Origin of the sequence: Anaerococcus sp. HMSC068A02, from assembly GCF_001811125.1 — a bacterium.
GTDB classification, from domain to species: Bacteria; Bacillota; Clostridia; order Tissierellales; family Peptoniphilaceae; genus Anaerococcus; species Anaerococcus vaginalis_C.
This window is the reverse complement of the sequence record NZ_KV803746.1, coordinates 54,525-74,033: the sequence shown is the minus strand read 5'-3', so window position 1 is coordinate 74,033 and position 19,509 is coordinate 54,525. Positions and strand designations below refer to the sequence as shown.

General features: G+C 28.6%; 20 protein-coding genes. 2 read left to right on the top strand and 18 right to left on the bottom strand.

All coding sequences use genetic code 11. The annotated features are described in order from the left end of the window. Positions 1–58: 58 nt before the first annotated feature. The 9 genes from tkt to ulaG form a co-directional block, all read right to left on the bottom strand. Positions 59–2,047: a transketolase gene (tkt, locus tag HMPREF2782_RS03800; RefSeq protein ID WP_070640974.1), complete on the bottom strand. Its 1,989-nt coding sequence runs from the start codon at positions 2,045–2,047 to the stop codon at positions 59–61. A gap of 96 nt (positions 2,048–2,143) precedes the next feature. Beyond that, positions 2,144–2,791: a fructose-6-phosphate aldolase gene (gene fsa, locus HMPREF2782_RS03795; RefSeq protein WP_004839080.1), complete on the bottom strand. Its 648-nt coding sequence runs from the start codon at positions 2,789–2,791 to the stop codon at positions 2,144–2,146. A gap of 26 nt (positions 2,792–2,817) precedes the next feature. Continuing rightward, complete coding sequence (locus HMPREF2782_RS03790) at positions 2,818–3,453, bottom strand: 3-keto-L-gulonate-6-phosphate decarboxylase UlaD (RefSeq protein WP_070640972.1); 636 nt, start codon at positions 3,451–3,453, stop codon at positions 2,818–2,820. A 10-nt stretch (positions 3,454–3,463) separates the two neighbouring features. Then, positions 3,464–4,294 carry an L-ribulose-5-phosphate 3-epimerase gene (locus HMPREF2782_RS03785; protein WP_186821650.1) on the bottom strand — a complete coding sequence of 277 codons (831 nt, stop codon included), beginning with the start codon at positions 4,292–4,294 and terminating at the stop codon, positions 3,464–3,466. Continuing rightward, the gene (locus HMPREF2782_RS03780; RefSeq protein WP_070606041.1) at positions 4,281–4,973 is read right to left on the bottom strand and encodes an L-ribulose-5-phosphate 4-epimerase; all 693 of its coding nucleotides are present in this window, start codon (positions 4,971–4,973) and stop codon (positions 4,281–4,283) included. The genes HMPREF2782_RS03785 and HMPREF2782_RS03780 overlap by 14 nt, the downstream gene beginning before the upstream one ends. 10 nt (positions 4,974–4,983) lie before the next feature. Continuing rightward, complete coding sequence (locus tag HMPREF2782_RS03775; RefSeq protein WP_004839084.1) at positions 4,984–5,280, bottom strand: PTS sugar transporter subunit IIB; 297 nt, start codon at positions 5,278–5,280, stop codon at positions 4,984–4,986. Between the two features lie 9 nt (positions 5,281–5,289). Then, positions 5,290–6,753: a PTS ascorbate transporter subunit IIC gene (locus tag HMPREF2782_RS03770; protein WP_004839085.1), complete on the bottom strand. Its 1,464-nt coding sequence runs from the start codon at positions 6,751–6,753 to the stop codon at positions 5,290–5,292. Positions 6,754–6,762: 9 nt separating this feature from the next. Continuing rightward, a complete protein-coding gene (locus HMPREF2782_RS03765) occupies positions 6,763–7,218 on the bottom strand; it encodes a PTS sugar transporter subunit IIA (RefSeq protein ID WP_070640968.1) in 456 nt (151 codons plus the stop codon). Between the two features lie 54 nt (positions 7,219–7,272). Next, positions 7,273–8,337, bottom strand: a complete 1,065-nt coding sequence (ulaG, locus tag HMPREF2782_RS03760) for an L-ascorbate 6-phosphate lactonase (protein WP_004839087.1) — start codon at positions 8,335–8,337, stop codon at positions 7,273–7,275. Positions 8,338–8,563: 226 nt separating this feature from the next. Between ulaG and HMPREF2782_RS03755 the strand changes: the two genes are divergently transcribed. Further along, positions 8,564–9,319, top strand: a complete 756-nt coding sequence (locus HMPREF2782_RS03755) for a DeoR/GlpR family DNA-binding transcription regulator (protein WP_004839088.1) — start codon at positions 8,564–8,566, stop codon at positions 9,317–9,319. A 152-nt stretch (positions 9,320–9,471) separates the two neighbouring features. Here HMPREF2782_RS03755 and HMPREF2782_RS03750 read toward each other — a convergent pair whose 3' ends face one another. Next, entirely contained in the window at positions 9,472–9,963 is a 492-nt protein-coding gene (locus HMPREF2782_RS03750; protein ID WP_070640966.1) for a macro domain-containing protein, read from the bottom strand. A gap of 185 nt (positions 9,964–10,148) precedes the next feature. On the opposite strand from HMPREF2782_RS03750, the gene HMPREF2782_RS03745 reads away from it, so the two are divergent. Continuing rightward, positions 10,149–10,421 (top strand): YkvA family protein, encoded by a 273-nt coding sequence (locus HMPREF2782_RS03745; RefSeq protein ID WP_070640964.1) that lies wholly within the window; start codon positions 10,149–10,151, stop codon positions 10,419–10,421. A gap of 21 nt (positions 10,422–10,442) precedes the next feature. On the opposite strand, the gene HMPREF2782_RS03740 is transcribed toward HMPREF2782_RS03745, so the two are convergent. The 8 genes from HMPREF2782_RS03740 to HMPREF2782_RS03705 all read right to left on the bottom strand — a co-directional run bounded on the left by HMPREF2782_RS03740 (position 10,443) and on the right by HMPREF2782_RS03705 (position 19,490). Further along, a complete protein-coding gene (locus HMPREF2782_RS03740; protein ID WP_070640962.1) occupies positions 10,443–12,074 on the bottom strand; it encodes a hypothetical protein in 1,632 nt (543 codons plus the stop codon). Beyond that, positions 12,067–12,822, bottom strand: coding sequence for an ABC transporter ATP-binding protein (locus tag HMPREF2782_RS03735; protein ID WP_186821649.1), 756 nt, complete (start codon positions 12,820–12,822; stop codon positions 12,067–12,069). Before HMPREF2782_RS03735 ends, HMPREF2782_RS03740 begins: the two co-directional genes overlap by 8 nt. Before the next feature lie 118 nt (positions 12,823–12,940). Next, a complete protein-coding gene (gene pcp / locus HMPREF2782_RS03730; RefSeq protein WP_070640958.1) occupies positions 12,941–13,582 on the bottom strand; it encodes a pyroglutamyl-peptidase I in 642 nt (213 codons plus the stop codon). Then, positions 13,557–14,864, bottom strand: coding sequence for an amidohydrolase (locus HMPREF2782_RS03725; RefSeq protein ID WP_070640956.1), 1,308 nt, complete (start codon positions 14,862–14,864; stop codon positions 13,557–13,559). The genes pcp and HMPREF2782_RS03725 overlap by 26 nt, the downstream gene beginning before the upstream one ends. A 58-nt stretch (positions 14,865–14,922) precedes the next feature. Continuing rightward, entirely contained in the window at positions 14,923–15,930 is a 1,008-nt protein-coding gene (locus tag HMPREF2782_RS03720; protein WP_070640954.1) for an alpha/beta fold hydrolase, read from the bottom strand. Position 15,931: 1 nt separating this feature from the next. Beyond that, a complete protein-coding gene (locus HMPREF2782_RS03715) occupies positions 15,932–16,132 on the bottom strand; it encodes a cold-shock protein (RefSeq protein WP_019117441.1) in 201 nt (66 codons plus the stop codon). A 2-nt stretch (positions 16,133–16,134) separates the two neighbouring features. Continuing rightward, positions 16,135–16,863 carry a class I SAM-dependent DNA methyltransferase gene (locus tag HMPREF2782_RS03710; RefSeq protein ID WP_070640952.1) on the bottom strand — a complete coding sequence of 243 codons (729 nt, stop codon included), beginning with the start codon at positions 16,861–16,863 and terminating at the stop codon, positions 16,135–16,137. Further along, the gene (locus HMPREF2782_RS03705; RefSeq protein ID WP_070640950.1) at positions 16,863–19,490 is read right to left on the bottom strand and encodes a valine--tRNA ligase; all 2,628 of its coding nucleotides are present in this window, start codon (positions 19,488–19,490) and stop codon (positions 16,863–16,865) included. Before HMPREF2782_RS03705 ends, HMPREF2782_RS03710 begins: the two co-directional genes overlap by 1 nt. Positions 19,491–19,509: the final 19 nt, after the last annotated feature.

Here is a 19,509-nt window from a genome sequence, read left to right as displayed (position 1 = left end):
ACTCATATCAATAATATTATTGATATGAGTTTCTTTATATTTATATCTTTTGTATTTTTTATTTAAAAAATTTATTTGTAATTTTATCTTTTATTTTTTCTACACAAAATCCTAATTCTTCTTGGACTTCTTCTCCTTTGCCAGAAATTCCAAACCTATCTATGCCGATATTTAATCCATCATCTCCGGTAAATTCGCTCCAGCCAAATGTTGATGCCATTTCTATTGAAACTTTTTTTACATTTTTTGGTAAAATTTCATTTTTGTATGAATCTTCTTGCATCCTAAATAATTCCATTGATGGCATTGATACAACTTTTACTTTTTTATTTTCTTCTTCAAGCTTTTTTGAAACTTCTAGGGCAAGGGAAACTTCTGAGCCTGTAGCTATTAAAATTAATTCTGGATTTTCACAATCTTTTATTACGTAAGCTCCCCTATTAATATCTTCTAAATTTTCTGTTTGTTTTAAATTTGGAAGATTTTGTCTTGTCAAAGAAAGTATTACTGGTGTATTTTGACTTTCTAAGGCAATTTTCCAAGCAAGTCTTGTTTCATTTGCATCTGCCGGTCTTATAACTATAGTATTTGGAATTGATCTTAGCATGGCTAATTGTTCAATCGGTTCGTGAGTTGGACCATCTTCTCCAACAGCAATTGAATCATGTGTAAAAACATAAGTTAAAGCATGGCCTGATAAAGCTGATAGTCTAATTGCAGCTTTCAAATAATCTGCAAAAACAAAGAAAGTTGACACATGATGAAAACTTCCGCCGTGGGCAATAATTCCATTTCCAATTGCTGCCATAGCAAATTCACGAACTCCATAAAAAATATTTCTTCCACAAGAATTTTCATCACTAAAACTTTTCTCATCTTTTATATCAGTCTTGTTTGATGAAAATAAATCAGCAGAACCACCCCAGAAATTTCGTGTTATTTTTGAAAGATCTTGAATAATTTCTCCGCTTGATGCTCTTGTTGCAAGAGCTTTCATTGATGAATCATATTTTTTTACATCTTTCATAAAATCTTTAGGAAGTTTTCTATTAATGCCTATCATTAACTCCTTATAATCTTCTGGATATTTTTCCTCATAATTTTTAAGAATTTCATCCCATTTTTTATTTTCTTCTTTACCATTTTTCAAAATGCCATCTTCAAAAGTTTTATAAACTTCGTCTGGCACTTCAAACTCTTCAAATTCCCAGCCATAATTTTTTTTGGCTAAAGAAAAATCATCATCTCCTATCGGAGCACCATGAACTTTATTTGTTCCTTGATTTTTTGAACCATATCCTATAATAGTTTTTACTTCAATTAATGTTGGACCATTTTGATTTTCTTTTGCTTTTTTTATAGCCTTATAAATTTCTTCAAGATTATTTCCATCTTCTACTTTTAAATAATTCCAATTTTGTGCCTTAACTCTTTTCTCAACATCTTCTGAAAATGATGATGAAAGATTACCGTCTAAACAAATGTCATTTGAATCATATAAAACGATTAATTTATTTAGGTTAAGATGTCCTGCAAGGCTCATCGCCTCATAAGAAATCCCCTCCATAAGATCGCCATCTCCACAAAGAACATAAGTATAATGGTCTATAATTTTCAAATCATCTTTATTGTAAAGAGCTTCTATGTGTTTTTCTGCAATAGCAAGACCTACAGCTTGACCTATGCCTTGACCAAGAGGCCCAGTTGTAACCTCAACTCCTTTGGTGTGTGAATATTCTGGATGCCCTGGAGTTTTTGAACCTTTTTGTCTAAATTGTTTTAAATCTTCAATTGATAAATCATATCCTGACAAATGCAAAAGCGAATAAAGCATTGCAGAGCCATGACCTGCTGATAAAACAAACCTATCTCTATCAAACCAATTTTCATTTTTTGGATTTGTCTTTAAAATTTTATTAAGCAAAACATAAGCCATAGGACTTGCTCCCATAGGAAGTCCAGGATGGCCACTATTTGCTTTTTCTATTTGAGCAAGGGACAAACATCTTATAGCATTAACTGCTAGTTGATCATTTTTTGTAAACATTGATTCTCCTTATATATTTTTATTTGTAAATTTTATTTTTGAATAAGAAAAAGGCTTTGCAAAATATTTTAAACATTGTGCAAAGCCATTTTTTAATTAACGATTTTCGAAAGCTTCCCAATCTTTTTTAAATGATTCTATGCCTGCATCTGTCAATGGATGAGACCATAGTTTTTCGAATAAAGTTCCTGGGATTGTTGCTATGTGAGCTCCTGCTAAAGCAGCTTCTTCTAGATGACCAATATGTCTTATGCTTGCTGCAATTATTTGTGAATCATATCCGTAAATATCTATAACATCTCTTAATTCACTTACTAATTTTGCTCCAGATTCTCCCATATCATCTATTCTTCCCATAAAAGGAGAAATATATGTTGCTCCTGCTTTCATAGCCATCAATCCTTGAGATACAGAAAATATTAGCGTACAGTTAGTTTTTATTTTTTCTTTTGACAAAATATTTATTGCTTTCAATCCTTCTTCTGTCATAGGAATTTTTACAACAATATTTTCTGCCCATTTTGATAAAGCTCTTGCTTGTTCAACCATTCCCTCACATTCATAGCTTGTTACTTCTGCTGATACAGGACCATCTACAAGCTTACAAATTTCTTTTACAACCTCTTCAAAATCTCTTCCTTCTTTTTTTATAATAGATGGATTTGTTGTTACTCCGTCGCAAAGTCCAAGGTCGTTTACTCTTTTTATTTCTTCAATATTTGCTGTGTCTAAGAAAAATTTCATTTTAACTCCTAACTTTCTTCTAACAATTAAAATATTTCGTTTATTTTATTTTTAAAATCAATGGCAGCTTGTTTAGGATTTTCAGCTTCTGCTATAGATCTACCTGCTATAAAAGCATTAACATCTATCCCCTTAAATAATTCAAGAGTATCTACATCAAGCCCACCTGTAACTGAAACCTTAAAGCCCATTTCTACCAATTTTTTAATTTTATCTAAATCTTTATCTCCCCAGCTTTGTCCACTAAGAAGGGCATCTCTTGATTGATGATAAACAACTTGTTCTATCCCAATATTTTTCCAATCTTTTGCTTGATCGAATGTCCAATCTCCATATAATTCTACTTGAAGTTCGTCTATTTCTTTGTTAGCCGCTTGCATTGTTTGTATTGTTGCACAGCAGATAACAGTCATCCAATCAGCACCTGCATCTTTGCAATTTTTAGCAACAGTTTTTCCAGCATCTGCACATTTTGTATCTGCAAGAATTGTTTTTTCTGGATACAATGCCCTGATTGCTCTTACAGGTTCCATACCATCTTGCAAGCAAAGTACAGTTCCAACTTCTAAAATATCTACTACATCTCCAACTTCTCTAACTGTAACTAGAGCTTCACTTAATGATTGACTATCAAGCGCTATTTGTAGTTTTGGTTTTGCCATAACTTTCTCCTTATTTTAGTTTTTCACTTAAAAATTCGTAAGATTTTTTTATTATTTCCTTATAATTTTCTTCTCCATGGTCCCAAAATTCGCCAGTATAGATTTGAACTTTTTGATTTTTTAATTCTTTTATACATCTTTCATATTCTGTATGACCACCAGATCCAAATTGCATATCCCTATAAATTCCAGGATTTGTTTCTTTAAGGTGTGCTGCAAAAATATGTCCCTTGCCTTTTTTTATATCTTCAACAACATCCTTATTATATTTTACAGATGCGTTTTTTAAGTTGCCAATATCTGGATATATTCCAAGATATGGACTATCAACAAGATTAACATATTCCATAGCTTTTTCTACAGTATCCATAAATTCTGTTTCCATGGTTTCAAAAGCAAGTATAACTCCATATTTTGATGCAAAGTCCACCGCTTTAAATAAATTTTCTATAAAATATTTTTTCGTTTCGTCATTTGATTTTTCATAATAAACATCATAGCCTGCAAGCTGAATTATTTTTATAGAATTAATGTCAGCAAACTCTAAAGCTTTTTGCATAATATCAAGGCTTTTTTTTCTAATTTTCTCGTCATTTGAACCAAAAGGATACTTTCTATGACCTGATAAACACATTGTTCTTACTCTCATGTCATTATCAATTTGTGCCTTTAGAAGTTTTTTGGAAAAACCATTTGTAAGCCTATTTAATTTTTCATCTGACTCATCTATACTAATTTCTAACTGATTAAATCCTATTTTTTTTGCAAGTTTTAACTTTTCATTTATATCTAATCTATTTGGCAGAGCCTTTTCATATATTCCAAGATTAATTTTGTCCATAATAAGCATCTTTTCCATGTTTTCTTAGGTAATGTTTATCAAGAAGATTATCACTCATAGATTCATTTTTTCCAAGAGAAACTAAGTGCCAATTCATAAAAGCAACTTCTTCTAAAACTACTGAATGAAATACTGAATCATTTGCATCTTTTCCAAATACAAATGGGCCATGATTTGCTACCAACACAGCTGGCACATCTTTTGGAGAAATATTTTTTTCTTCAAAACATTCTATTATTACAAGACCAGTATTTTTTTCGTAGTCATTTTTGATTTCTTCTTTTTTCATATCTCTTGTTACAGGAATACTTCCGTAAAAATAATCTGCATGAGTTGTTCCCATAGCTTTTATATCAAGCTTTGCTTGTGACATAATTGTTGCCCATCTTGAATGAGTATGAGTTATACCACCAATTTCTTTATACTTTTTATAAAGTTCAAGATGTGTTGGAGTATCGCTAGAAGGTTTTAAATTACCTTCTACGATATTTCCATCTAAATCAACAACAACCATATCACTTGCTTTCATGCTATCATAATCAACGCCAGATGGTTTTATTACAACATATTTTCTATCTGGAGTGATTTCTGAAACATTTCCCCAAGTAAATTTAACTAGATCATATTTTGGCAATAATAAATTTGCCTTGTAGACCCTTTCTTTTATATCTTCTAACATTTTAACCAACTTATTTTTCTAAAAGATTATGTTCTTTAATCTTTTCAATAGCTTCATCTTTAGAAAGAATATTTTTCATTCCAATTATTTCAACACCTTTTGATTTTAATGCATCAAAATCTTTGGTAAAATTAATAGCACAGAATATAACATCAGCATTTCTACCTGTAGATTTTCCTTCTGACAAGGAGCAATGAGATATATCAAGTTTTCCTTTATAATCTAACTCTTTAAATGCTTGTTTGATTTTATTCATCATCATTAAAGAAGTTCCAGCTCCATTTGCACACGCTACTATTACTTTCATTTTTTCCTCCTATTTGTTTTCAATTGTTTCTTTGTACTTTTCGTAATCTTCAGTTATCATGAAATAACCTTTTTTGTTCTTTTTGTATTGAAGTTGAGGTATAACTATCAAGAAAATTGCTACTATTGCTACACCAACATATTGGATGTTATTAATCAATACTGTAAATGCTGGCCATACTGTTGCCCAGTCGAACATTCCTAAGTATCCACCATATTGAGCAAGTCCTGTATATGTTGCTATAAAAGCAGAGCCAAATACTTGAATAAGTCCTGATATAAATGGCATCAAGAAAGCTGCTTTATATCCTCCTCTATTATTAGCATATACCCCAATTACGGCATTATCAAAAAATAAAGGTACAAATCCTGCAATTATTAATGTAGGAGATTTTAGTAAAAATAGGATTGCTATTGCTAAAAATTGACCTAAAGCACCAAACATAAATCCAATTGTAACAGCATTTGCTGCACCGAATCCGAAAACTGCAGCACAGTCTATTCCTGGAAGAGCTCCTGGTAAAAGTTTATTTTGAATTCCATCAAATGATGCAGTCAACTCTCCAACGAAAGTTCTAACTCCTAATTGTAAAATTGCTAAATTTACAGCAAAACTAAATGATGATTGAAGTATATAGAAGAAGAAATTATCCTCCATTGTTAAAGCTTCTTGAGCTACTAAATATTCTTTTCCCAAAACACCTTGGATTATTCCAAAGAATAAAGTCATTAGTATAGCAGTTGCTACCATATTTTCATTGAAAATTGACAAAAATCCAGGAAGTTCTATATCATCAATATCTTTACTTTGATCTTTTTTATTAGCAAATAATTTATCACTTAACCAGCAAGCAAGTCTAATACCAAACATTTGTTGGTGAGCTATACAAAAACCAGCCCCATCAGTTAAGCGTTGTGTATCTTCAACAGTTAAGTTACTACCAACAGCCCAATAAAGTCCTAAAAGAATTGCCATTATAACAAGTATAGGAGTTTGTCCTAACTTTGGAAAACAAAAAACTATTAACCAAAAAGCTGTTGCAGCTTGTTGCATTTGTACGTGTCCTGTTGTAAAAACAGCTCTCATTTTTGTAATATTTTTTAATCTTACCAAAATAATATTTACAATAAAAGCAACTAATAACAAAATCATTACTTGAGAAAATGATTTACCTAAGTGTTCCATACCTTCAGTAACTGCATTTTGTCCAAAATAAGGATCTATTACAGTTGCAGAGATATTAAATCTATCCTTTAGTCCTGTAAGAATTGGTCTAAAAGTTGAAACAAGTCCACCAGAACCTACCATCAAAATCATATATCCTACAGTAGCTTTAATAAAACCAGCCAATGCTTCATACCATTTTTTTCCATCCAATAAATAACCAATCAAAACCAAAAATCCTATGAAAAACGCTGGTTTTGTGAGAATATTTTTTACAAATCCATTTAAAATACTTAAAATTATATCCATATTTTTCTCCTAAATATTATATTTTTTTGAAATTTTTATTAAATCATCTACGTTCTTAGCTTGATTAAAAGCTTCTACTATTTCTTCATCACACAAAATATCAGAAAGTTGTGCTATATTTTCCAAATGTTTTTCATTATTTTCACTTGCTATTGTAAAAAATATTTTCGCATCCTTATCCCTATCATTTTCATCAAATACAACTGGAGCTTCTACTTTCATAAAAGCCACAGCGGTATCTTTTACTCCATCGGCACATTCTTGACAATGTGGCATGGCAACTCCAGGAATTAAAACTATGTATGGCCCATATTTTTCAACTGTTTCTATAACTTGTTTAGCATAAGAATCATCCACAATATCCTTTTCCACTAGCTTATTACAAGATTTTATAATAGCATCTTGCCAGGTATCGATTTTATCATAAAAATCAAATAAACCCTTTTCAATAATTTCACTAATCATTATTATCCTCACTTATATGTAGGCGCTGCCAAAAATTTGACAGCACTTATTATTTTACAAAATAGATTTAAAAGGAACATTCCTTTCATTATCAAACGCATCTTCAAATCCAGGTCTATATCTAAATTCTAATTCATCTTTCATCTTAGGCCATACGTATTTGCCACCTACATCCCAAATATATGGATGGAATTTATATTTTGACCTATCTTTTCTATATTGCCATAAATATTTTATTTCTTTAGGATCAGCTTTGAAGTTAGTCCAAACATCATAGTGAATTGGAATTACAACTTCACATCCTACTGATTCTGCCATTCTTAAAATATCAATTGAAGTCATCTTATCTTGATTCCCAACAGGATTATCTCCATAAGAACCAAACGCAATATCTACGTCATATTTTTTTCCAACTTCTGCAAAACCAATTGAAAAATGAGAATCACCTGTATGATATACGCTACCAGCTGGCATTTTTATTAAATAATTTACAGCCTTTTGATCCATATTTGTAGGACAAACTCCTTCAATATCTTCTCCTACTTCAGTAGTAACCAAACAAGTTCTATCAAAACTGTCCAAAACAACTATAGTAGTATCTTTAATTTTAATTTCATCTCCTGGTTTAACCATTTTGCATCTTTCTTCTGGAACACCATAAGACAACCATTTTTTTACAGATTCTTCAGGACCTATAAAAGGAACATCTTCTGGACAATTTTTCAAAACTGCTGCAGCAAAGAAAGGATCAATATGATCATTATGATAATGAGTAGATAAAACTGCATCAACATTTTTAACAGCAAAAGGATCAAAGACAATTGGATTTGCTCTTAAATTTGGTTGAAGAGCTTTTCCACCAGTCATATTTCTCATTTGATGATATGGTTGCATCTCTTTAACTTTTTTTGTTCTCTTCCCATTACCAAACCAAAGATCCACAGCTATGTTAGTATTATTTTCAGTTTTAAACCAAATACCAGTACATCCTATCCACCACATAGCAAATGTGCCTTTTTCTACAACTTCTTCATCAATTTCTTCATTTAGCCACGTTCCCCATTCTGGAAAAGCATTTAAAATCCAATTTTCTCTTGTGATTTCGTCAACTTTGCTCATTAATACCTCCAATTTTTCATTTTCTTTTTTTCTTTGATATTATAATATAATAATTATTTTGAACGGTCAAGCATAAAAAACACATTTTTGCATATATTTTACGATTGTTTATTTCGTTATTTGATTTTTTTATAATTTAGAAAGGTTTTTTTAAAAATTTTAATTAAATTAATAGATTCTTTTGATTTTTTTGTACGTATAGGTTATCATTTAAAGAGAGGTAGTTATGAAAATAAAAAAAACAATCGTAAATAACAGAAGAAATAATATATTAAAATTTATAAAGGATAATAAACAAGCAAAAACAAATGAGCTTGTCGAAATATTTAAAGTTTCAGAAATAACAATAAGAAGAGATTTGGATTATCTTCAATCAATAGGAAAAATAGAAAGATTTTATGGAGGAGCAGAATATAACGAATCAAACAGCTGTAAAAATCTAACTATTGAAAATAACAAAGAAAAAATCGCAAAAAAATGCGCGGATTTTATAAAAGAAAATGATGATATTTTTATAAATTCATCATCGACAGCCCTAGGAGTTTTAAAATATCTCAAAAATAAAAGGATAAATGTTATAACAAATAACGCAAAAGCATCTTATATTGATATAGACCCTTTAGTAAATGTGATTTTAACTGGTGGCAGGGTTTCTTATCCAAAAAACGCACTTACTGGTACTTTTGCTTTAAATAATCTCAAAACTGTCGCATCAGATATTTCAATCCTAGGAATTTCTGGTGTATCCGAAAGCGGAGAATTAACTACGTCAGTTATAGATGAAGTTGAAATAAACCAATACATGATAAATGAATCTACAAGCAAAAATATTTTGGTATGCGATTCAAGCAAATTTTCAAAAACAGCAAATTTTAAAATCGGAACAATAGAAAATATAGATATTCTGATAACAGATAGTTCTATGCCAAGAAGTATTTTAGAATATGCCGAAAGTTTAGGAATCAAAGTTATACTTGTATAATATAAGTTTAAAACAATTATTTTATGATTGAATTGAATGTTTATAAACAAAAAAGAATTAGCTCTTAGGCAAAAGGCTAATTCTTTTTTTGTAAAAATATTTAATTTTATCGGCATTTTTTTATTTTTCAAAAATGAAATAAATAACTTTCCTTATCCCATAATTAAAGATAAAATATTTTTCCCATAAGTTGATAGGTAAACTTCCATTTCGTTATTTTTTAAAAATTCATCAATTGTATTTTTTGCAATCATAAAAGCATCTTTGTCAGGATAGCCATAAATTCCAGATGAAATTAAGGGAAAAGCTATAGACTTTATTCCTTTTTTCTTGGCAATATTTAAAGAATTTTTGTAGGCATCTTGAAGGATTTTTTGACAAGCTTCCTTATACATTTCATTATAAACAGGGCCTACTGCATGGATTATATATTTTTGATAAAGATTAAATCCATCTGTAATTACAGCCTCGCCTGGTTTAATTGGGGATAATTTTTGACAAGCTTTTTTTAACTTTTCTCTTCCTGCTTTTTCAAAAATTTGCCCACAAATCCCTCCACCTTCAATCAAGTCCACGTTCGCAGCATTTACAATTGCATCTACATTTAATTTCAAAATATCTATATCAATAACTTTTAATGTCATATTTACTCCTTTTATATATTATAACTTGAAATTTAAAAAAATCATAATATACTATTCTTGTAGGATTTATTTAAAATTCTATATTAATATTATTAATTTACAAGTGATGATTTTGAAGTATAATTAAAATGAAGATAGGATTAATTTATATTTTATTTTAAAAAAAAGAAAGTAAGGGATAAATAATGATAAATAAATTTACAAAAATCAAAAATTTCATACCAGTCTATTTTAAGGCAATGAGAAATAAAGAAACTCCAAAACTTGCAAAAATTTTGGGACTTGGAGCAATTGCTTACGCAATAATCCCTGCTGATATTATAAATGATGTGATACCAGCAATCGGAATTTTGGATGATGCTATTGTTCTTCCATTTTTAATATATGTAACAAGCAAAATGATTCCTGATTCAATAATGCAAAAGGAAAAAGTTGAATATATAGAAGAAAACAAATAAAAAGACCATTCAAGGTCTTTTTTATTGTTTAATTTTAAAAGTTTTTGGAGCAAATTTATATATTAAAAAACTTGCAAGTCCTACAAAGACAAGAATAAAAATCGAAATTATTAACATAAATTTAATCTCTCCAATTTTTGTTGCCAAAGCTGGAAGACCAAATATAAATATATAATACAAAAACATGTTCATCAAAACTAAGACTACAGATTTTTGTTTTCCTTCCTTGTCAAAGGGTTGGATTATATAATATTGAAACAAGGGCAAAACTGTAAAAAATATCGCATTTAACAAGATATAATAAATTGGTAATGTTAAATTTAAATCAGTTTTTGTCAAAAATTTTGTTGCAAAACCAATATAAATTATAAACATAGCTCCCATAGGAATTGACATAAGTTTAAAAACTGAATTAAATCTTAGCCAAAACATTTTCAACAAATTCTTATCTTCCCTATAAAAATTGTAATACAAAAGTGAAGAGTCACAATTTTTATAAAATGCCATTAGTATTATATCTTGTTTAAATAAAATATATGATATTATTGGAATTATAAATATTAAGATTTTATAAATTTCTTTTGCCTTCATTGTAAGGCTTGATGCAAATAAAAATCCACCAATTCCTAAAATAAGAAAAATTCCACTTTTTATTAAAGTTGGCTTTAAAAGATGTTTTTTGTGTCTTTTAAAAAACAAATTATTTAAATACACAAAGCCTTCGCCTTTAATCTTTTCCTTTTTATTTATATCTTTATTTTCAATTTTTACTACACCATCTTGAATATTTTTCGCATCTTTAACCGCAATTTTATATACATTTATTGTTTTTTCGATTATTTTGTCATATCCCTTGAAATTTTTAAAATATTTCACTGTAAATGGAAATAAAATTAAATTTATAAAGAAAAATCCTAGGCTTAAAACTTTAAAATCAAGTTTTATAATTAAAACTAACAAACTTATTAGCAAATCTATAATTATAATCAAAATGATTTGTAAAAATGGTCTATCTTCAAAAAATGATTTTTCTCTTTTTTCATATATTTTTGTCCAAAATCCTGTAATATTTATATTATAAAAATAAATACCAAGACTAAATAAAAATGTGTAAATAGGATTTATATTTGCAAAAATTTTACCAAAAATCACAAATCCCAAAGTTCTTCCAATAAAAATTAAAAATGGCTGTAAATACAAAAATATGTGCGCCAAATCATTTGGAAAAAAATTAAAATTTTTACTTAAATCTGAAAATACATTTCCATTATCTGTTAGCATTGATGATGTAATCATATTACTTATATAAAAAACAAAAGGAATACAAGTTAGAAGAACTGCTCCCAGACTTAAATCAAAATTTTCCCTAAAAAATAAGGAAGATTTATCAGAAATTTCAAATAAAAATTTTAACATAGTCCTTGAAATTATTATTGCAAATCCAAAAGTTAAAATCGATTTGATAAATTGCCAAATTATAGAAAAAATCGGAACAAATGTATTTACAATTTCTTTTAAATCATAAAAATAATACTTATCTCCCAAGTGCTTTCCAATTATTGGAATTTTTCTTATTCCATAAACCATTCCATTAAAAACTTTGGTGATCTTTATTCTTTCAATTAAAAGAAATTTTGAAAAATATCTACTCATCTTTATCACCCAAATTTTCATCATCTAAATTTATTTCAATATTTTCAACATTTTTACTTGTCAAAAGCTTTATTATTTTATCTTCAAAATCCTTATCTTCTGAAACCATCTTATCAACTTTTTGTAAATTTTTATCATGGAGAAGGACAATGTCATCACAAATATCTTTTGCAAGTTGTAGAATATGGGTTGAAAAAATAATTATATGGTCCTTGTGAATATCTCTAATTATTTTTTTCATTTCAAGTTGAACAACTACATCAAGACTTGTAAGCGGCTCATCCATCAAAATTACCTTTGGTCTTAAAATCAAAAACATAAGCATTTGAAGTTTGTTTTTCATTCCTGTTGAATAATCTTGAATTAATCTATCAGCATCTTCCATGTCAAAATCCACAAGAGAAAAATATTCTTCGACAGACTTAAAATCTTTTATAATTTCTTTGTTTGCCTCTACAAAAAATTTTATAAATTCTCGCCCTGTAAGAAATTTTGGAAGATCTGGCTCTGCCACCATAAAAAATACATCCCTAAAATCAAGTTCTTTCTTTTCATTTTCATCAAGAAGATAAATATTTCCAGAATCCTTTTTAATTTGCTCACTAATTAAAGAAAAAAGTGTAGTTTTCCCTGCACCATTTCTTCCCAAAAGAGCATAAACGACTCCTTGGTCAAAAGTGTAATCTATATTTTTTAAAACTTCTTTTTTGCCAAATCTTTTGGAAAGATTTTTTATTTCAAGTTTCATAAAAGCTCCTTTAAGAAAATTTATATTTATTTTATTAATAATATTATTTATTTTATCACTAATCTTTTTCATTATAACAAAAAAATAAGCAAGTACAAAACTTGCTTTTTTAAAAAAATTATGAAATTTTTCCACCAGAAATTTTTAAATCTTCTCCATCATGGTTTATTATGGTTTTTATGGCAATATTTATTGCCTTTAAAGAATTTTCCAAATCCATTGAAGGCGTGTTCGCTTTATTTAAAACTTGTTCTGGCAAATATGGAATATGAATAAATCCTGCCCTTATATTTTTATATTTTTTTGCCAAATACAAGGCTTCATACATCAAATGATTACATACAAAAGTTCCTGCTGAGTTTGAAATTTCTGCTGGAATATTTTCTTTTTTTATCTCTTCTACAATTTTTTTAATTGGAAGATTTGAAAAATAAGCATTTTCTCCGTCAATTCTTATTTTTTCATCAATCGGTTTTTTACCATCATTATCAGCTATTCTTGCATCATCAATATTTATTGCAATTCTTTCAACAGAAATCGCACTTCTTCCACCAGCTTGCCCAATACACAAAATTACATCCGGACTTATTTTTTTAATATTTTCTTCCAAAATTTCTCCAGATTTTTTGAAAACTGTTGGTATTTCTATTTTAAAAATTTGGGCGCCCTCAATTTTTTCTTCAACTTTTTTAACAAGTTCAATTGATGGATTTATTTTGTCTTTATCAAAAGGATCAAATCCTGTAAGCAAAATTTTCATTTTCTATCCTTTCATAATCAATCTTATCAATTTTTTCAATATATTTTACAAAATCTACCATTAGGTCGACTCCTCTTAGCATATCTTTTTCGTTAATATCAAATTCTTCGCTGTGATGGCTGTCTTTTAAATTTGAGCCTAAGATAAAATGAACTGTCTTGCCACCAGCTTTTCTCACTTCATTTAATAAATAAGCAATATCTTCTGAGCCTTTCAAATTTGCATCTACAAGTTTGTAGGATTTTTCTTTATAAAAATTTCTAAGATTTTTTATAAATTCTTCATCATAAGAAATAAGTGATGGAGCTTGTCCCTTTATTTCTATTTCATAAGAACAATCATAAGAGATAGCTGAGCCTTCAACGATTCTATTTACTCCATCGTATAAATAAGAAATTATATTTTCATTTTCTCCCCTAATCTCCATTTCGATTTTCGCCTTATTAGCTATTATATTTCTTCCACTTCCTGCATTTAATTTTCCAACATTAATTCTTGCCTCTCCCATAGAATGTTGAGCAAGGCTATTAAAATTTAAAACTGCACTTGATGCAGCCAAAAGTGCATTGTGACCTTTTTCGGGACTTGCTCCAGCATGAGATGCCTTGCCCTTAAAAATAATATCAATTTTTTTTGTAGCAAGAAAGCCATGACTTCCTACTCCAACTTCTCCACTTTTTACATCCATTCCAATATGCATGCCAGCCAAATAATCAAGTTTATCTATAATAGGATTATTCATTAGAGAATAAGCTCCTCTTACTCCTTCTTCTGCTGGTTGAAAAATAAAAATAATTTTTCCTTTTAATTTATTTATATTTGATGCAAGAATTTTTGCAAGCTCAATTCCAATTGACATGTGAGCATCGTGACCGCAAGCGTGCATAGCAAAAGAATTTTTTGATGAAAAATTTAAAATATTTGGCAGATGTCCAAGTGAATTGCTTTCGCAAAGTTCATTTGCATCTATATCAAACCTAAAGCCAATATTTGGTCCAATTTTTTTCGTATCCAAAACAGCAATAAGACCTGTGTAAGAATCCAAAATTTCTTCCTTTTTGTCAATATTTGAAATAGAAATTGAATTTTTATAAGACTCTAGGATTGATTTTTCTGGAAGTCCCATTCTTTTATTGAAATAAATTTCTTTTCCATAATAAAGGTCGAGATTATAATTTTTCAACTCTTCAATAATTTTTGCAGTAGTCAAAAATTCCATCCAAGCAGGCTCGGCATATTTGTGAAAATGTCTTCTTAATCTAATAAGCTCTTCTTCAATCATTTTATTTCCTTATTTAAAAATCATTTTTTTGTATCACATTAAAAAAATGAGCCTAAACTCATTTTTTAAAAAACATATCTATATCTTCAAAAACTTCAAATCTTTCATCTTCATTTAGAACTTCATGTTTCATGTGATCGTAAGTTTTGAAATATAAATTTTCGTAACCAATAGAAGATAAAATATTTTTTGTATTCAATAGTCCCTTATCTCCACCAGTAACGTCATCATCAACTCCATTAAATGAAGCTATTTGTAAATTTTTATTTTTTAGCTTAAATTTATTTTTCTTGTTTAAATTATTTACAAGAGTAAACAGGCAAACATTACTTCTTGCCAAAAATCCATCAAGGCGCATTGGGTCATTATTTTTAATCCTTACATTTTCTTCATTATAGGAAATCCAAGATGGATCTTTTGATGAAATTCCAGAAAGTTTATCAAGAATTTTAGATTTTCTTTTTTCTCCCAAATAAAATGTTACAATATTTCCAATAAAAATTCCAAGACTTGCTATTGGAATATAAGCTACAGTTCCTGTCAAAACTAATTTATCAATTGTATAATCATATTTTTGCAAATAATTTCTACAAATCAAAGATCCCATAGAATGACCTATCATATAAATTTTTTTGTCCTTGTAATACATTTTAATATATTTATTTATGACATATTGATCGTCAACAAGCTCATCTTTTTCCTTAATAAATCCAGAAGGATGATTTTCAGAAATAGATTTTCCATGTCCCCTATTATCAGAAATGATAACAGCATATCCTCTCTCATTTAAAAATTTGACAAAATGCAAATAATTAAGTGAATGTTCAAGCATACCATGAACAATTTGAACAACAGCTTTTGGATTTTCAACATCAAAACGGTTAGCATAAATATCAAAACCATCAGAATTTGTCAAAACCACCTTACACCTATTGTCATTAATCATACTTTCTTCTTTGATAAAAAATCTTGAACCATTTTTTAAATCAAGATAAGTTTTTTTCCTATACAAATAATAAATTTGAGGAAGAAAAATCAAAAACAAAATCAAAATAAAATATTTCATCTTAACTCCTTTTTTTTACATTAAAGGCAGTATCTCCCCTGCCCAAATCTTTCACATCAAATTCAACCCTTGCACCATTTTCTATAGTTTTATATTCTTTGTCAGAAATTATTTCAGAATAATGGAAAAAATAGTCGCCACTTTCTGATTCTATAAAACCAAATCCTTTTTTTTCATCAAAAAATTTAACTTTTCCTTCCATATTCACTCCTTTTTAGCCTTAAACAAAATTCTCAAAGTATCATCTTTGATTTCTTGCATTGTATCTTCATCAAAAATTTCAATTTCACAAAAATTATTTTCTTTTAAAATTTTTTTCATAAAATCTACAGAATAAATTCTTTCAACTTGATTTTCAATTATTCTTTGGTAAGTTCCGTCATCATTTTCAACAAAAAAGTTTAATTCCATATCAATTATATCGCCATCTTTAATATTATCCCAAGTATAAAAAATATCTTCATACTCATAAATATAAGATTTTGAGCCAAAAACTTCTTCCATTTTATATTCTGAATTTATATCAAAAATCAAAAGTCCATCCTTTTTCAAATTTTTATAAGAATTTTCTATTAATTTTTTCAAATCTTTTTCTTCCAAAATATAATTTATAGAGTCAAGCAAAATCACAATTAAATCATAGGAATTTTCATTTTGAAAATTTACCATATTATAATTATACAAAGATACATTTTCTTCTTGAAATTTTTTCGAAAAAACTTCAAGCATAGATTTTGATAAGTCTAAGGCGTCAATTTTTTCAAAAAAATCAAAAAAATGATTGGTTAGCATGCCCGTTCCGCATGCTAACTCTAACATTTTTTCTTTTTTTATATTATTTTGTCCGACTAAATTCTTGATATTATTTGCATATTTTTCATAATCAAGGTCAAAGGATAATTTATCGTAAATATAAGCAAAATCTTTATACATTATTTATCTTCTATTTCCTTGTAAGATTCTTGAGTTTTTACAAGTAAGTCTTTATATTTTTCTAATTTTTCACGTTCTTCATTTACAACTGCTTCTGGTGCTTTTGAAACAAAGCCTTGATTGTTGAGTTTTCCTTCTGCTCTTTTTATTTCAGATTCTAATTTTTTGATTTCATCTTTTAATCTTTTTCTTTCCTTATCATAATCAATTAAATTTTTCAAAGGAATATAAATTTTAAAATCATTGAAAATCAAACTAACCGCATCTTCAACTTCTTTATCTTCGCTTATAATTGAAATCTCTCCAGATTTTGAAAGATTTACAAATTGTCCCTTTAAAATATCTAAGAATTTTCTAGTATTTTCATCAGATGAGTAAATTATTAAATCTTGTCTTATTTTTGATCCAAGATTTAAACTTTGTCTTTGATTTCTTATAGCTTTTATAGCCTCAATTGCTCCATCAACAACTCTTGCCTCATCATCAAAATTAAAATCATCCCTAACTTGTGGCCAAGATTCAACTATAAGCATATCTTTTTTATTTGGCAATTGCTTATAAATTTCTTCAGTAATAAATGGCATAAATGGATGAAGAAGTGAAATCATATCTTTTAAAACATAAAGCAAAACTTTTTTAACTGTAGCTTTTTTATTTTCATCATCAGAATTTAATCTTTCCTTGGCAAATTCAATATACCAATCGCAAAATTCTTCCCAAATAAAATCTTCAATCCTGCTTGCAGCAAGTCCGATTTCATATTTATCTAAATTTTTAGAAACTTCTTCAACTACATTATTTAATCTTTTTAAAATCCACTTATCTTCAAGACTTAAATCTAAATTTTTAAATTCGATATCATCATTTTCATCAACGTTCATCAATACAAATCTTGTTGCATTCCACAATTTATTGGCAAAATTTCTGCTTGCTACAATTCTTTTTTCATCATAGCGCATGTCATTTCCAGGAGAATTGCCAGTAATTATTGTAAATCTTAAAGCATCTGCTCCGTATTTATTTACAACATCAATAGGATCAACTCCATTTCCAAGAGATTTACTCATTTTTCTTCCTTGAGGATCTCTAATTAGACCTGTGAAAAGTACATGGTCAAATGGAGTTTTATTTGTATTGTAAAGGGAAGAAAATACCATTCTTATAACCCAGAAAAATATAATATCGTAACCTGTTACAAGAATATCTGTTGGGAAGAAATATTTATAATCTTCAGTTTCTTCCGGCCATCCCAATGTTGCAAAAGGCCAAAGTGCTGATGAAAACCAAGTATCTAGAGTATCTTCTTCTTGAGTAACTTTTTTTCCATCCAAATATCCATTTTCATCAGGATCTTCTTCTGAAACAATAATTTCCCCATCTTCTGTATAGAAAACCGGAAGTCTGTGTCCCCACCATAATTGTCTAGAAATACACCAATCTCTAATATTTTCTAGCCAATTCATATAAGTTTTTCCCAAAGAATCTGGGATTAAATTTAAATCTCCATTTTTATAAACTTCGATTGCATCCTTTGCCAAATCTTCCATTTTAACAAACCATTGTTTTGAAATTAATGGTTCAATTACAACATTTGTTCTTTCACTATATCCTACTGCATGCTCAATTGTTTCAGTCTTTACCAAAAGATTTTCTTTTTCTAAATCTTCAATCATTAGTTTTCTAGCATCATACCTATCAAGACCAGAATATTTTCCATACCCTTCTTTAATTTTTGCACCTTCATCAATAACTACGCATTGACCAAGCTTATGTCTTTTTCCAACTTCAAAATCGTTAGGGTCATGAGATGGAGTGATTTTTACACAACCTGTACCAAATTCCATATCAACATAAGAATCTTCAATCAAAGGAATTTTTCTGCCTACAAGTGGCAAAATTAAATTCTTCCCAATTTTATCTTTAAACCTTTCGTCTTCTGGATTTACAGCAACAGCCAAATCTCCAAGCATAGTTTCAGGCCTTGTTGTAGCTATTGTTATAAATTCATCGCTATCTTCAAAGAAATATTTTATATACCACAAATGTCCTTCTTGGTCTTTGTGATAAACTTCTGCATCAGAAAGAGCAGTTTTTGCTTCAGGATCCCAATTTACAATTCTATTTCCCCTATAAATTAATCCCTCATCATACATTTTTTTGAAAACTTTTCTTACAGCTCTTGTAAGATTTTTATCCATAGTAAAAGAATCACGATCCCAATCGCAAGAAACTCCTACAGTTCTTAATTGTCTTTTGATTGTTCCACCGTATTCTTCTGTCCAATCCCAACATTCTTCCAAAAATTTATCACGACCAAGTTCATCTTTTGATTTTCCTTCGTTTTTTATTTTTTCTACAACTTTTGCCTCAGTCGAAATAGATGCGTGATCTGTTCCTGGAATCCAACAAGCTTCATAACCTTGCATTCTTTTATATCTAATAATAATATCTTGAATTGTATTGTTTAGGGCATGACCCAAGTGTAATTTTCCTGTGATATTTGGTGGTGGCATAACAATAGTAAATGGTTTTTTATTTTCATTGACTCTTGCTTTAAAATATCCACCTTCTTCCCATTTTTTATAAATTTCTTTTTCAAATTTTTGTGGTTCGTATTTTGTTTGCATATTTTCTCCTTATTTTCAA